Raw genomic sequence first — 13354 nt, 5'->3', positions numbered from 1 at the left:
TATCGACGTTAAGGTGCGGGATGGGGATCGCTCGGCTCGTCTGTCGGCTGCTATCCGCAGATATCATGTTGACGGTCCCTCCACCCTGGCTCCTACATACCGCGTAGGAGCCGGGAGGAACATACAAGCCATGCTCGGCTCAGAGCAGCCGAGCGCAGGCTCGGCTCTACACGAAGCAGGAAACAGAAGGGCCGGCAGTGCGCCGGCCCTTCTGCATTGCATCAACGCAACCACCGCATCAGAACTTCGCGATGAACTCCACGCCCCAGGTACGCGGCTCGTTGAGGAAGCCGGTCAGGTTGTTGAAGTCGATCGCGCCGACCACGCGGGTCTGGTTGGTCAGGTTGCGACCGAACACCGCCACGTCGTACTGGCCGTAATCCCAGTTGTAGCCCAGGCGCAGGCCGCCTTCCAGCGAACTGCGGCCGCGGAATTCCGGCGACTCGTAGATGAAGAAGTTCACCGCGCTGCGGTAGGCCCAGTCGGTGTAGGCGTACAGCTCGCTGCCATCGCTGAGCGGGAAGCCCACGCGCAGGGTCGCGTTGTGGATCCATTTCGGCGCCTGCGGCAGCGGGTTGCCGTTCACCAGCGCATAGGTGCCGCCGTTGATGACCGTGGTCGGGTCGTTGATGGTGCAGCCACCGCCGCAGATCGCCACCGCAAGGTTCTTGTCCTTGATCTCGGTGTCGTTGTAGCTGCTGCCGAAGGTCAGCAGGACGTTGTCGGCCAGGTAGGCTTCCAGGTCCAGTTCCACGCCCTGGCCGATGGTCTTGTCGGCGTTGAGCAGGGTGGCGGTGTTGTTGGCACCGCCCACGGCGATCAGCTGCTGGCCGTCAACGTTGTAGCGGAACACGCTCAGGCCCAGGCGCGCGCGGCGCTCGAACAGGTCGGCCTTGATGCCGGCCTCGTACGAGATGACCTTCTCCGAATCGGCCTGCGACAGGCCCGGCGCAAAGGCCAGGCGGCCCTGGATCGACGGCGCGCGGAAGCCCTTGGCGACGCGGGCGTAGGCGTTGATGTCGTCGGTCAGCTTGTACACGCCGCTGACGTCCCAGCTGACGTCGTTGACGTCGGAGTTGGCCAGGTACGGGCCGCTGACCGGGGTGCCGAACGGAACGGCCTGCAGCACGCTGGCGCTGAAGTCCTTCTTGTCCTGGGTATAGCGCACGCCGGCACGCAGCTTGAAGCGGTCGGTGACATCGAAGTCGCCCGAAGCGAACACCGCCCACGCCTTGTTGCGCTGGTTCTGCACCACGTGGCCGGTCTGCGGATTGCCCGGGGTCAGCGAGTCGTAGTTGAAGTTGTTGATGGTCACGTCTTCATCGAAGTAGAAGACGCCGGCCTGCCAGTCGAAGCGGCCCCATTCGTTGGACTCGATGCGCACTTCCTGCGTCCACTGGCGGTGGTGCGGCAGGCCGTCGGCCGACTCCGACGAGAACGGAATCAGGCCCGGACCGTAGTTGCCGGCACCGAGGAAGGCCGCACCGTAGCCGCCGTCGATGTCACCGCGGTTGAGCGATTCGGCGGTCTCGTAGCCGGTGATCGAGTGCAGGGTCACCGAGCCGAGGTTCCACTGCAGGCGCGCGCTGCCGCCCCAGGTCTCCAGGTCGGAGAAGTTGACGCCGTCGTTGGCCACCTTGTCGCGGTCGAAGTTCTCGACCAGCGAATTGCCGCCCTTCTGGATGATGTTGGCGCGGAACAGGCGCGCGGTGCCGTTGAGCTTGCGCTTGTGCAGGTTGAACAGTGCTTCGAAGTCGTCGCCTTCGTACAGGAACTGCACGCGGCCGGCGGCTTCGTCATAGCCTTCGAAGCCACTGTTGGGCGCACCGGCGCGGGTGTTGTCGACCCAGTCGTCGCGGCGCTGGTAGATGGCCGAGACGCGTGCCGACCAGCGGTCGGTCAGCGGGCCGCCGTAGGCGCCCTGCACGTTCCAGCTGTTGTAGCTGCCGTAGCCCACGCGCACGTAACCGTCGGCATCCTGCGAGGGACGCGCCGAATCGAACTTGACCACGCCGGCCGGGGTGTTGCGGCCGAACAGCGTGCCCTGCGGGCCACGCAGCACTTCCACGTTGGCCAGGTCGAACAGCGGGAAGCCCTTCAGCAGCGGGCTTTCCTGCACCACATCGTCATACACCAGCGACACCGGCTGCGAAGCATTGAGGTCGAAATCGGTGTTGCCCAGGCCACGGATGTAGAAGCGCGGGAAGGCGCGGCCGTAGGACGACTCGATGTTGAGGCTGGGCACGCGTGCGGCCAGGAAGCGGATGTCATCGCCGGCCGAGCCGAGCACATCCAGCTTCTCGCCCTGGATCGCGCTCAGTGCGACCGGTACGTCCTTGGCGTTCTCGACGCGCCGCTGCGCGGTCACCTGCAGGGCATCGAGGGCAACCGGATCCTTGGCAGCGGGAGTTTCCTGGGCGGCCGCAACCAGCGGCAGCAGGGCGGAAAGAGCGGCAACGAGGGGGCGCGCGACCGGAAGGCGGCCACGGGAAGTACGGGTCGGGGACATGGCGGTAGGCTGTGTTTGGAGGGGTGGTAAAACGGCGCTACCAGATAATTGTTGCAATACAGCACCTGCCCCGCAAATGCCCGCCGTTCATGGGCCTGTCGCCCCGGCCCGGGCGCCCTCGCTAGACTCGGGGGTTTCCAGCCCTGCGGAGCCGCCGCGATGACCCAGTGGTATTTCCATGCCTCCGCCCAGGCCGAGCGTATCGGCCCGCTTGATGACCAGGCTGCGCGCCGTTATGCGCGGGCCAACCCGCGCGCGCTGGCCTGGTGCCAGGGCATGAGCGGATGGACCTCGATTGCCGAGGTGCCGGAGCTGCAATCTGCGGCCCCGGGCATGCCGAACAGCCCGCCGCCGGTCCCCTCCGCCAGCGGCCGCGCCGACGACATCGAATTCCGCATCGTCGGCCATGAAATGCAGTTCGTGGAGATCGAGCTCGACCCCGGCGAGAGCGCCATTGCCGAGGCCGGCGCATTGATGTTCAAGGACGCCACGGTACAGATGGACACGGTGTTCGGCGCCGCCAACGGCGACCAGGGCGGCGGCTTCATGGGCAAGGTGATGGCCGCCGGCAAGCGCGTGCTGACCGGCGAGAGCCTGTTCGCCACCGTCTACACCCAGAGCGGCCACGGCAAGGGCAAGGTCGCCTTCGCCGCGCCCTACCCGGGCACGGTGCTGGCGATGAAGCTGGACCAGCACGGCGGCCGCCTGGTCTGCCAGAAGGACAGTTTCCTGGCCGGCGCGCGCGGCGTGCAGATCGGCGTGCAGTTCCAGCGCAGGATCATGACCGGCCTGTTCGGCGGCGAGGGCTTCATCATGCAGAAGCTGGAGGGCGACGGCTGGGTGTTCATCCACGCCGGCGGCTGCGTGGTCGAGCGCGAGCTGGCTGCCGGTGAACGCCTGGACGTGGATACCGGCTGCGTGGTGGCGTATCACCCGACGGTGGACATGGACGTGCGCCGTGTTGCCGGCATCAAGAGCATGCTGTTCGGCGGCGAAGGCGTGTTCCTGGCCACGCTGACCGGTCCGGGCAAGGTCTGGCTGCAGTCGCTGCCGTTCTCGCGCCTGGCCGGCCGCATGTGGATGGCCGCGCCGCAGGGCGGCGGCCAGAACCGCGGCGAAGGCTCGGTGCTGGGCGGCCTGGGCCGGATGCTGGACGGCGACAACCGGTTCTGACCGCCTCGCGGTAGTGCCGGCCGCTGGCCGGCTGTTTCACGAGGGTGCCGGCCAGCGGCCGGCACTACCCGAAGCATCCGATGAATGGGCGGGCCGACCTACCCTGCCCGCCCTGCGGCACCTTCGGTATGCTGGCGCCCTTTCCTGAATCCGGCGCCGCGAGCGCACTGCCGATGAGCCTGTTCCGACCCCGCATGCTGCTGTCCGTCGCCCTGATCGGCCTGCTGGCCGGCTGCGGTGGCGACCCGGTCCGCCCTGCGCCGCCGCCGGCGCCAACCGTGGTACCGCAGGCCAAGCCGGTGAAGATCGGTATCGCCCTCGGTGGTGGCGCAGCCAAGGGCTTCGCCCACATCGGCGTGATCAAGATGCTGGAGGCCAATGGCTTCGAACCGGCCGTGGTGTCCGGCACCAGTGCCGGCAGCGTGGTCGGCGCGCTGTATGCCAGCGGCATGGATGCGTTCCAGATGCAGAGCAAGGCAGTGGCGCTGGATGAAGCCAGCATCCGCGACGTGCGCCTGTTCTCCGGTGGCCTGGTGCAGGGCCAGAAGCTGCAGGACTACGTCAACGAGCAGGTCGCCAACCGCCCCGCCGAGCGCCTGAAGAAGCCGTTCGCCGCCGTCGCGACCCAGCTGGAAACAGGCGAGCGCGCGATCTTCGTGCGCGGCAACGTCGGCCAGGCCGTGCGCGCCTCCAGCAGCATTCCCGGCGTGTTCGAACCGGTGAAGATCGGTGGCCGCAACTACATCGATGGCGGCGTGGTGAGCCCGGTGCCGGTCGATGCCGCGCGCCAGCTCGGCGCCGACTTCGTGATCGCCGTGGACATCTCCAGCAAGGCCAGCGGCAAGGCGCCGACCGACATGCTGGGCATCGTCAACCAGTCCATCTCGATCATGGGCCAGCGCCTGGGCGAGCAGGAACTGGCACGCGCCGACATCGTCATCCGCCCGAAGGTGCTGGACATCGGCGCCGCCGATTTCAGCCAGCGTGGCACCGCGATCCTGGAGGGCGAAAAGGCCGCAATGGCCGCGATGCCGCAGATCCGCGCGAAGATCCAGCAGCTGCAGCGTGCACGCGCCGCGGCCGCGGCACCGGCACCCGTGGCCGCGCCGAAGTGCGAGGAAGCCTCGCGCCTGGGCAGGCTGATGGGCCGCAAGGACAAGTGCTGAGCTGAGCCGGCGTGTCGCTGCCAGACAGCGACGCGCGCGTTCTAGCGCGCAGGCCGGTAACCGCTGGCCTGCTGCCGCTCGCGCCTGCGCGCCTGACGGGCCTGCTCCTGCAGTGTCGCCGTGTGCTGCAGTTGTTCCATGCCATCGGCCGGCACATGCAGCTGGCGTCGCGCACGGGTGAGTGCCAGATAGACCGCGCGCACCGGGTTGTGCCAGATGCGCCCGCCCTGCCCCGCACTGAAGCAACCGGGTGACAGTGAGACCACGTCGAACTGCAGGTTCTTCGCGTGTTCGGCCAGGCACAGCGCCACGCGCCCTTCAGCGGGCGTGTCCTGGTCATCGAGCGCCTGCAGCAGTGACTGCACCCGATCGGCAGACGCAAACAGTTCGACCAGCGCGCCCTGCCCTTCGTCGGCCTGCGTGGCCAGGAAGCGCTCCCACTCCGGGTCCGATGCGCTGGCGTGGCGACGGCGCCACGCATCCAGCGGGCGCTGCAACACACCGCGCAGCGCGCGCAGCGATGCCGGATGCAGGTAGGGCCGCAGCCCGAGCGCCTGCAGCTGCGCCGCATCGAGGGCCAGATCGGCGACGCTGCCATGGATGCGCAGGCCCTCGCTTGGTACCTGCGCCCAGTGGCGGTAATGCAGCACACCGGTGGCGCGGTCGGCGGCACCGACGAACGGCCCACTGTCCTGGCCCAGTCCATCCAGCGCCAGGGTCTGGTTGACCAGGCCCTCGACCTGGTTGCCCTGGCGCACCGACTGGTGCATTTCCAGCACCTTCGACGCGCCCCAGCGCGGCACCGTGCCGGACAGGCACTGATGCGGATCGCCCAGACTGACCACGCCAGGCGCATGGCCGGCCAGCAACTGCTTCCACGACGGGCTGAGGTCATGCGCCTCGTCCACCAGCAGCATGCCCATGTCCAGCGGCGGGGTAACGCCGCGCAGTGCCAACCACTTGCCGATGTGCGCCGGGCTGAGGCTCAGCAGCGTGCCCCGCTGCAGCTCGGCGTCGAACATGCAGCGCCAGACGTGCTCGGCAGCCGCCATGTACGGTGACACGTCGAGCATCGCGGCGGGCACCGAACGGTCGAAATGCTGGAACGCCAAGCCCGGTGCCGACGACGCGCACCAACGGTTGATGGCCTCGAACGCAGTCAGCAGCACCTGCTCCGGGCTGCGCCCACCGATGCCCTGCAGGCCGATGCGGCCGGCAATCTCGCGCGGCGTGCGGGTGCTGCGCCGGTAGCTGGCAACGAAGCCACCGGTGTGGCCGCTGCGCGCGGCATGCTGCGCCACGCGGTTGGCGAACTCGATCTGGGTCAGCAGGCGCACCGCGGTGCTGGCCGGCACGCGGCTGCGGAAGGCTTCCACCTGCCCACGCGAGGGCGCCACGTAGGTGTAGCGGCCGGGCCGCGCCTCCATCAGCGCCAGCACCAGGTGGCCCTTGCCGGTGCCGGCATAGCCATCGAGGTCGATCAGCTCATCGGGGTTGGCGGCGATGGCGCGCAGCACGCGGGCCTGCTCGGAGGTGTACAGGCCATGGTGTTCGACCGCACGCGCGTCCTCGGCGGCCACGTCATCCTGCGTGAGCGCCTCGTCACTGGAAAAGGTGGCGGGAAAGCGGATCTCATGCTCGGTCAGGGTTTCCTGGCAGGCCTGCTGCAGGGCCAGGCCCGGATACTCCAATGGCGACTGCGCGATGACGTCCTGCAGGATCTGCGCCGGCGCCAGCAGCACGCCGTGGGCGGCCAATGCGGTCAGCCAGGCATCCAGCTCCGGCTGGCCTCCGCCACCGGGGCCGGCCAGCTCCGCGGCGGCGCCTTCGTTGCCGGCAAACAGCGCGCAGGCATCATGCAGCAGGCGTTCGATCTCGGCCGCTGGATGCAGGCGCGTCCGGCACAACTGCGCGGCCATCAGCCCGGCCTGCTCCACTGCCGTCTGCGGCGGCGTGCCGTGAGCGATGTAACGTGCCAGCGACTTGCGCTGCAGCGGCAGGAAGATGGTGGTGGGCACCGGGTGCTGGAGTTCGGACATGCGTGGAACCGGAAAGGAACGCTGCGGCGCGCGCAGGGCGGTGATGCTCGGCTACCCGCCCGGCCGCGTCAAATCGCCGCTGCGCTCATTCCAGCTGCGACAACGGCAATGCCTGGAAACCCTTCACCGTGCGCAGCACGAAGCTGGAATTGGCGTCGGCCACGCCGCCGGCGTTGAGCAGGCGGTCCAGCAGGAAGTGCGAAAAGTGCTCCAGGTCGCGCACGTAGACGTGCAGCAGGTAGTCCATGTCGCCGGTCAGCGCATGGCAGGCCACCACCTCGTCCCAGCCCTGCACGCTGTCCACGAAGTGGCCGATGGCGGCCTGGTCGTGCTTTTCCAACTGCACGCGCACGAAGGCCTGCAGGCCCAGGCGCAGCTGCCGCGGCTCCAGCCGCGCGCCGTAGCCGACGATCACGCCCTCGCTTTCCAGCCGCTGCAGGCGGCGCAGGCAGGCCGAGGGCGACAGGTTCACCCGAGTCGCCAGCTCCGCGTTGGTGGCGCGCCCATCCCGCTGGATTTCAGCCAGCAGGCGTATATCCGTGCGATCAAACTGGACTTCTCCGGCCATTGCTGCTCCGCAACATGGTGACTGCGCAAGGATATTGCGCCAACAATGCCAATCGGCGCAACTTTTGCAACCCTGTTGCGCGCGCCCTGCCCTAGCATCGTGGCTATCCCTTCAAGGAGTGCCCCATGGACCTCGCCCAGCCCCGCCGCGTCGAACACCAGCAGACCGACAAGGGCTACGTGCCGGTGTACACCACCGCGCTCGTCGAGCAGCCGTGGGACACCTACAGCGCCGACGACCACGCCACCTGGAGCACGCTGTACCAGCGCCAGCGCGAGCTGCTGGTCGGCCGTGCCTGTCAGGAATTCCTGGACGCGCAGGACGAGATGGGCATGAACGCGCACATGATTCCGCGCTTCGACCAGCTCAACGAAGTGCTGGGCGCGGCCACCGGCTGGACCCTGGTCGGCGTCGAAGGCCTGCTGCCGGAACTGGATTTCTTCGACCACCTGGCCAACCGCCGCTTTCCCGTGACCTGGTGGATCCGTCGCCCGGACCAGATCGACTACATCGCCGAGCCGGACCTGTTCCACGACCTGTTCGGCCATGTGCCGCTGCTGATGAACCCGGTGTTCGCCGACTACATGGAGGCCTATGGCCGTGGCGGCGTCAAAGCCCACGCGATCGGCCCGGACGCGCTGCAGAACCTCACCCGCCTGTACTGGTACACGGTGGAGTTCGGCCTGATCGACACGCTCGACGGCCTGCGCATCTACGGTGCCGGCATCGTGTCGTCCAAGGGCGAGTCGCTGTACTCGCTGGAATCGGCCGCACCCAACCGCATCGGTTTCGACCTGCAGCGGATCATGCGAACGAAGTACCGCATCGACACCTTCCAGAAGACCTACTTCGTCATCGACAGCTTTGAACAGCTGATGCAGGCGACGTCGCCGGACTTCACCCCGATCTACGCGGCACTGGCCGACCAGGCGCACCTGCCTGCCGGTGACGTGCAGGCTGACGATCACGTGTTCCAGGCCGGCACGGGTGAAGGCTGGGCGGACGGCGGCGACGTGTGATGCGCGCTGCCGCGCGGCTATCCTGCACGGCATGACTGATGCATTTGCTTCGCTGCGCGTAACCGATGTCGCTTTCGACGACGACTTCATCCTGCTGACCCTGGCCGATGGCCGCCGTACCCGCCAGCCGCTGCGCTGGGTACCTGCGTTGTTCGAAGCCGATGCAGGGCAACGCGCGCGGTGGGTCGCCACCGCCGATGGCCTGGGCGTGAACTGGCCGGCGCTGCTGCCGGCGCGCGAGGCTGGCGTGGTCGATATCCTCAACCAGGTCTGGGAAGACCGCTACGAGGCCGCGCTGGCGCGACTGAAGGCAGCCGCGTGGACGCTGGATGCGCTGTCCGACGAAGACCAGCAGCTGGTGGCGCTGTGGCGCATGGAGGCCGACATCAACAACGGCGGCTTCATGCAGTTCCTGTGCAACTGGGGCGACCCGACCTGCCAGCTGGCGTTGCGTGCGCTGCAGGCGATGGGCGCGGCGAAGACCCACGCGATCCTGGCCGGCATGCGCGGGCTGGTCGACCGGCTGGAAGATGACCCGGCGGTCAAGCAACTGACCGACCTGTACGGCGCGATGACCGAACAGGAGCAGGAGACGCTGCACGCCTTCGACGAAGCCTATTTCGAGCGACCGGAAGACCTGGCCAGGTTGGGGCTGAAGCACTTCGGCCCGGAGCCTGTCGAACGACGATGACCATGCACGCCGGCGCTGTTCTGTAGAGCCGAGCCCATGCTCGGCTACGTTTCAATCAGCGCGGGTACACCAGCAGCACCACCAGATCCTCCTCACCCACCTGCTGCAGCGCATGGTGGCTGCCCTTGCGGGTCAGCAGCGCGTGCCCGGCGTGCACGTCGTACTGCCTGCCATCCAGCACATAACTGCCCTGCCCACTGACGATGTAATAGATCTCGTCCTTGTGCTGCGGATGCAGGCCGATGCCCGCGCCTTTGTGCAGCACACGCTTGCGCAGCACGAACGGCAGCCCTTCGGCATCGGCGAAGAACGGATACGCCGTGGTCGGGCCGGCACCGCCGTGCGGGCCTGCTTGCGTGCGCACAACACTGTCTTCGTGCACCACCTGCGAGGGCAGGGCTGGGTCGCTACCCTGCCCTTCCGCCACCACGTCGCAGTCGATATCCCGCACCAGCGCCGGCTGCAGCGCGGGTAGCAGCGGCACCGCCTCGCGCAATACCAGGCAGGCCACCGCATGTGCGCCGGCCACGCTGAAATGGGTGCCGTCGGCCTTGTTCTGTTCGGGCACGAACAGGAAGTAGGGTCGCGCGCCCTCCTCACCCAGCGCGCGGATCCAGCGCATGCTGCGGTCATTCAGATCAATCAGCGCAATCTGCTCGCGCGCGGCCAACGCCTTCATCGACTGCGTGTAGCGGCCATGCGTATCCAGCAGTGAACCGAAGTCGTACAGCAGCCGCGCCACCGGCGTGACCAGCACCGGCGTGGCGCCCTTTGCGCGGGCCACCTGTACGTAACGCATCAGCAGGCGTGGGTAGTCGCTGTCCGGATCGGTGTAGCGCGTGCGGTCTTCGAACTTCGCATCGTTGTGGCCGAACTGGATCAGCAGAACGTCGCCTTGGCGCAGCTCGGCGGCGATGGCCTCCAGGCGCCCTTCCTCGATGAAACTGCGCGTGCTGCGCCCGCCCTTGGCGTGGTTGTGCACCTCCAAGCGCGCCGGGTCCAGGTAGCTCTGCAGCGCCTGGCCCCAGCCGGCCTGCGGCGCGCGCTCGGGGCCGTATGCGGCCGCAGTGGAGTCACCGGCAATGAAGACCCGCACGGGCGCCGCCTGCGCGGTGGTGCACGACAGCAGCAACAACAAAGGCAACAGGGTGCGCATGTCCGGTCTCCGGTAGTGCCGGCCGCTGCCCGGCAACCTCATGAACGGCGGAAGCATTGCCAGGACGCCGGCCAGCGGCCGGCACTACCGCGGATCACGCGTCAGCGCGCCAGCCAGCCACCATCGACCGGCAGCACGGCGCCGTTGATGTAATCCGACGCCGACGAGGCCAGGAACACCGCCGCACCGGCCAGGTCATCCGGCGTGCCCCAGCGACCGGCCGGGATGCGCTCCAGGATCGCCTTGTTGCGCGCTTCGTCGGCGCGCAGCTGGGCGGTGTTGTCGGTGGCCATGTAGCCCGGGGCGATGGCATTGATGTTGATGCCCTTGCCCGCCCACTCGTTGGCCAGCAGCCGGGTGATGCCGGCGATGCCGCTCTTGCTGGCGGTGTACGACGGCACGCGGATACCGCCCTGGAAGGACAGCATCGAAGCGATGTTGATGATCTTGCCGTGGCCCTGTTCGATGAAGTGGCGGCCGGCGGCCTGCGAAATGAAGAACGCGGACTTGAGATTGACGTTCATCACGTCGTCCCAGTCCTGCTCGCTGAAGTCCACCGCATCGGCGCGGCGGATCAGGCCGGCGTTGTTGACCAGGATGTCCAACCCGCCCAGGCCTTCGATGGTCTCGCGGACCACGCGCGCCACCGGCTCGATGCTGATCAGGTTGGCTTCGATGGCCAGGCAGCGGCGGCCCAGCGCGGTGATCTTTTCGATGGTATCGGTGGGCGGGGCGATGCCGGCCACGGCGACGTCGGCACCAGCGGCGGCCAGTGCCACGGCGATGCCCTGGCCCAGACCGGTATTGCCACCGGTTACCAGAGCGACCTTGCCTTCCAGGCTGAAGGGATTAGCCATTGCGTATGCGTTCCTTGATAGAGACGAGCGGTGTCGACGGCCGGCACACGGTGCGCGGCGGCCAGGCGGGCTTACTTGAGCTGGCAGATGTCCAGCACGTGCATGTCGGTGTAGTCCAGGTTCTCGCCACCCATCGCCCAGATGAAGGCGTAGTTGCTGGTGCCGGCGCCCATGTGGATCGACCACGGCGGCGACACGACCGCTTCGTTGTTCTGGATCACGATGTGACGCTGCGCGGCCGGCTCGCCCATGAAGTGGTAGACGCGGTCGCTGTCACCCAGGTCGAAGTAGAAGTAGACCTCGCTGCGACGGTCGTGCAGGTGCGGCGGCATGGTGTTCCACACGCTGCCCGGCTTGAGCACGGTCAGGCCCAGCAGCAGCTGCGAGGACTGGCAGGTGGCCGGCACGATGTACTGGTAGATGGTGCGCTCGTTGCTGGTTTCCAGCGCGCCGCGGTCCAGTGCAACGGCGTCCTTGATGGACAGCTGCCTGGTTTCGAAGCGGGCATGGGCCGGGGTCGAGGCCAGATAGAACTGGGCGGGGTTGGCGGCGTCCTGCGAGGCGAACACGACCTCCTTGCTGCCCATGGCCACGTACAGACCGTCCTTCGGACCCAGCGTGTAGCCGGTGCCATCCACGGTGACCGTACCGGTGCCGCTGCCGACGTTGATCACGCCCAGTTCCCGGCGCTCCAGGAACGGGTGGCCTGCGGCCGAAGCGGGTTCGGTCTGGGTGGGCAGCGCAAGCGGTGCGTCCACCGGGGCGGCGCCACCAATCACGAAGCGCTCGTAGTGGGTGTACTTGAGGGTCACGGCACCGGCGTTGAACAGGCCATCGAGCAGGTACAGGTCACGCAGCTGGTCGTTGCTGGCACCGTGGATGGCATCGGGATGGGTGGCGTAATGGGTCTTGCTGTACATGGCGTCTCCAGAGCGGGGGGCGGGCCGACGGGTCGGCCCCGGCGCGGTTCACGGTCGATTCTAGCCAGACAGGAAACCGGTGTCATTTTGCGTCGCACGATGCCGGGATGGCCCGGGCATGGCGGGGTGGATCGGGTGGATGGGGCAGGGGCGTGTCACGACCAGAGGTCGTGACCTGCAGGATTGATCCTTGGGGATCAATCCTCCGGCGGCTGGCAGGAATCGCGGACGATCAGGTGCGGCCGCACGCTGGCAATGGGCAGCGCGGCCTGGCCTTCGGGCTGGATCAGCATCGCCGCGGCGGTGCGTCCGGTATCGCGCGTGTGCCGGCGCACCGAGGTCAGCGAGGGCCACAGGCGCGAGGCAAGCGGGCTGTCGTCATAGCCGACAATGGACAGCTGGCGCGGAATGTTGATGCCCGCGCGCAGCGCCACCTTGTAGATACCGGCGGCCATTTCATCGTTGCCGGTGAAGATGGCGGTCGGGCGGCGCTTGCCCAGCAGCAGTTTCTCGGCAGCGGCGACACCGGATTCGAAGGTGTAGCCGGCCTCGATGATGCGGTCCTTCGGCAGCTCGATACCGCGTTGCGACAGTGCGTCGATGAAGCCGGCGGTACGTTCATGGGCCGAACGGTAGGCGCTGGGACCGGTCACCAGGGCAATGTCACGGTGGCCGAGCGAGAGCAGGTAGTCGGCGGCTTCGGCCGCACCATCGCGGTCATGGGTGACCACCATCTGCGAGCTTTCGTCCAGCGGCAGCGCTGCCACGCGGGTAAACCGGCAGCCGATCTCATCGAGCATGTCCGCCAGCGCCTGGTCTTCCGAGGCACGCGGCACCAGGATCACGCCGTGCAGCTTCTGCTGCTGCACGAAGCGACGCACGCCTTCGATGTAGCCGGGGCTGCGGCTGTCACAGGGATGCACCACCAGCTCGAAACTGGATCCACGCAATGCATCCAGCGCGCCGTACTGCATGTCCACGATGTACTGCGCGGTGGGGTTGTCGTAGACCATGCCGATCAGGAAGGAGCGGCGGAACGCCAGCCCGCGGGCCAGTGGATCGGGCGTATAGCCCACTTCACGCATCAACGCTTCCACCTTGTCGCGCGTGTCCTTGCGCACCAGTGGCGAGTTGTTGATGATTCTTGAAACCGTTTTCTTGGATACACCCGACAGTCGCGCGATGTCGTTGATGGTGGCTGCCTTGCCCTTCGCCAATGCCGGCGTAGCGGCATCGTTCTTGTTGCGCACTGACAT

The 13354-nt window shown here is 67.5% G+C and carries 11 protein-coding genes; 4 read left to right on the top strand and 7 right to left on the bottom strand.

Annotated elements, in window-relative coordinates; genetic code table 11:
• Positions 1 to 238 precede the first annotated feature (238 nt).
• Positions 239 to 2509, bottom strand: coding sequence for a TonB-dependent receptor (locus AC5P8J_RS16525; protein WP_227854071.1), 2271 nt, complete (start codon positions 2507 to 2509; stop codon positions 239 to 241).
• 159 nt (positions 2510 to 2668) lie between these two features.
• Here AC5P8J_RS16525 and AC5P8J_RS16520 point away from each other — a divergent pair, with 159 nt between their 5' ends.
• Positions 2669 to 3682, top strand: coding sequence for a TIGR00266 family protein (locus AC5P8J_RS16520; RefSeq protein WP_111099286.1), 1014 nt, complete (start codon positions 2669 to 2671; stop codon positions 3680 to 3682).
• A gap of 173 nt (positions 3683 to 3855) precedes the next feature.
• Entirely contained in the window at positions 3856 to 4848 is a 993-nt protein-coding gene (locus AC5P8J_RS16515) for a patatin-like phospholipase family protein (protein ID WP_021204629.1), read from the top strand.
• 41 nt (positions 4849 to 4889) lie between these two features.
• On the opposite strand, the gene AC5P8J_RS16510 is transcribed toward AC5P8J_RS16515, so the two are convergent.
• Together AC5P8J_RS16510 and AC5P8J_RS16505 are read right to left on the bottom strand one after the other, a co-directional pair.
• Positions 4890 to 6887, bottom strand: a complete 1998-nt coding sequence (locus tag AC5P8J_RS16510; protein WP_021204628.1) for a hypothetical protein — start codon at positions 6885 to 6887, stop codon at positions 4890 to 4892.
• An 85-nt stretch (positions 6888 to 6972) separates the two neighbouring features.
• Positions 6973 to 7455, bottom strand: a complete 483-nt coding sequence (locus AC5P8J_RS16505) for an Lrp/AsnC family transcriptional regulator (RefSeq protein ID WP_004153377.1) — start codon at positions 7453 to 7455, stop codon at positions 6973 to 6975.
• Between the two features lie 125 nt (positions 7456 to 7580).
• Between AC5P8J_RS16505 and phhA the strand changes: the two genes are divergently transcribed.
• On the top strand, positions 7581 to 8474 hold the full coding sequence (phhA, locus tag AC5P8J_RS16500; RefSeq protein ID WP_021204627.1) for a phenylalanine 4-monooxygenase: 894 nt from the start codon (positions 7581 to 7583) through the stop codon (positions 8472 to 8474).
• 31 nt (positions 8475 to 8505) lie between these two features.
• Positions 8506 to 9165 carry a DMP19 family protein gene (locus AC5P8J_RS16495; RefSeq protein WP_134731988.1) on the top strand — a complete coding sequence of 220 codons (660 nt, stop codon included), beginning with the start codon at positions 8506 to 8508 and terminating at the stop codon, positions 9163 to 9165.
• A gap of 55 nt (positions 9166 to 9220) precedes the next feature.
• On the opposite strand, the gene AC5P8J_RS16490 is transcribed toward AC5P8J_RS16495, so the two are convergent.
• The 4 genes from AC5P8J_RS16490 to AC5P8J_RS16475 all read right to left on the bottom strand — a co-directional run bounded on the left by AC5P8J_RS16490 (position 9221) and on the right by AC5P8J_RS16475 (position 13354).
• On the bottom strand, positions 9221 to 10321 hold the full coding sequence (locus AC5P8J_RS16490; RefSeq protein WP_134731990.1) for a GDSL-type esterase/lipase family protein: 1101 nt from the start codon (positions 10319 to 10321) through the stop codon (positions 9221 to 9223).
• 101 nt (positions 10322 to 10422) lie between these two features.
• Positions 10423 to 11178 carry a 2-dehydro-3-deoxy-D-gluconate 5-dehydrogenase KduD gene (gene kduD / locus AC5P8J_RS16485; RefSeq protein ID WP_005421125.1) on the bottom strand — a complete coding sequence of 252 codons (756 nt, stop codon included), beginning with the start codon at positions 11176 to 11178 and terminating at the stop codon, positions 10423 to 10425.
• Positions 11179 to 11249: 71 nt separating this feature from the next.
• Entirely contained in the window at positions 11250 to 12098 is an 849-nt protein-coding gene (gene kduI, locus AC5P8J_RS16480) for a 5-dehydro-4-deoxy-D-glucuronate isomerase (protein ID WP_019337387.1), read from the bottom strand.
• 197 nt (positions 12099 to 12295) lie between these two features.
• Positions 12296 to 13354 carry a LacI family DNA-binding transcriptional regulator gene (locus AC5P8J_RS16475; RefSeq protein WP_019337388.1) on the bottom strand — a complete coding sequence of 353 codons (1059 nt, stop codon included), beginning with the start codon at positions 13352 to 13354 and terminating at the stop codon, positions 12296 to 12298.

Source organism: Stenotrophomonas sp. YJH_SMC_37 (genome assembly GCF_059370035.1).
Note: the sequence above shows the minus strand (reverse complement) of the source record. Positions and strands in the feature narration are given on the sequence as shown.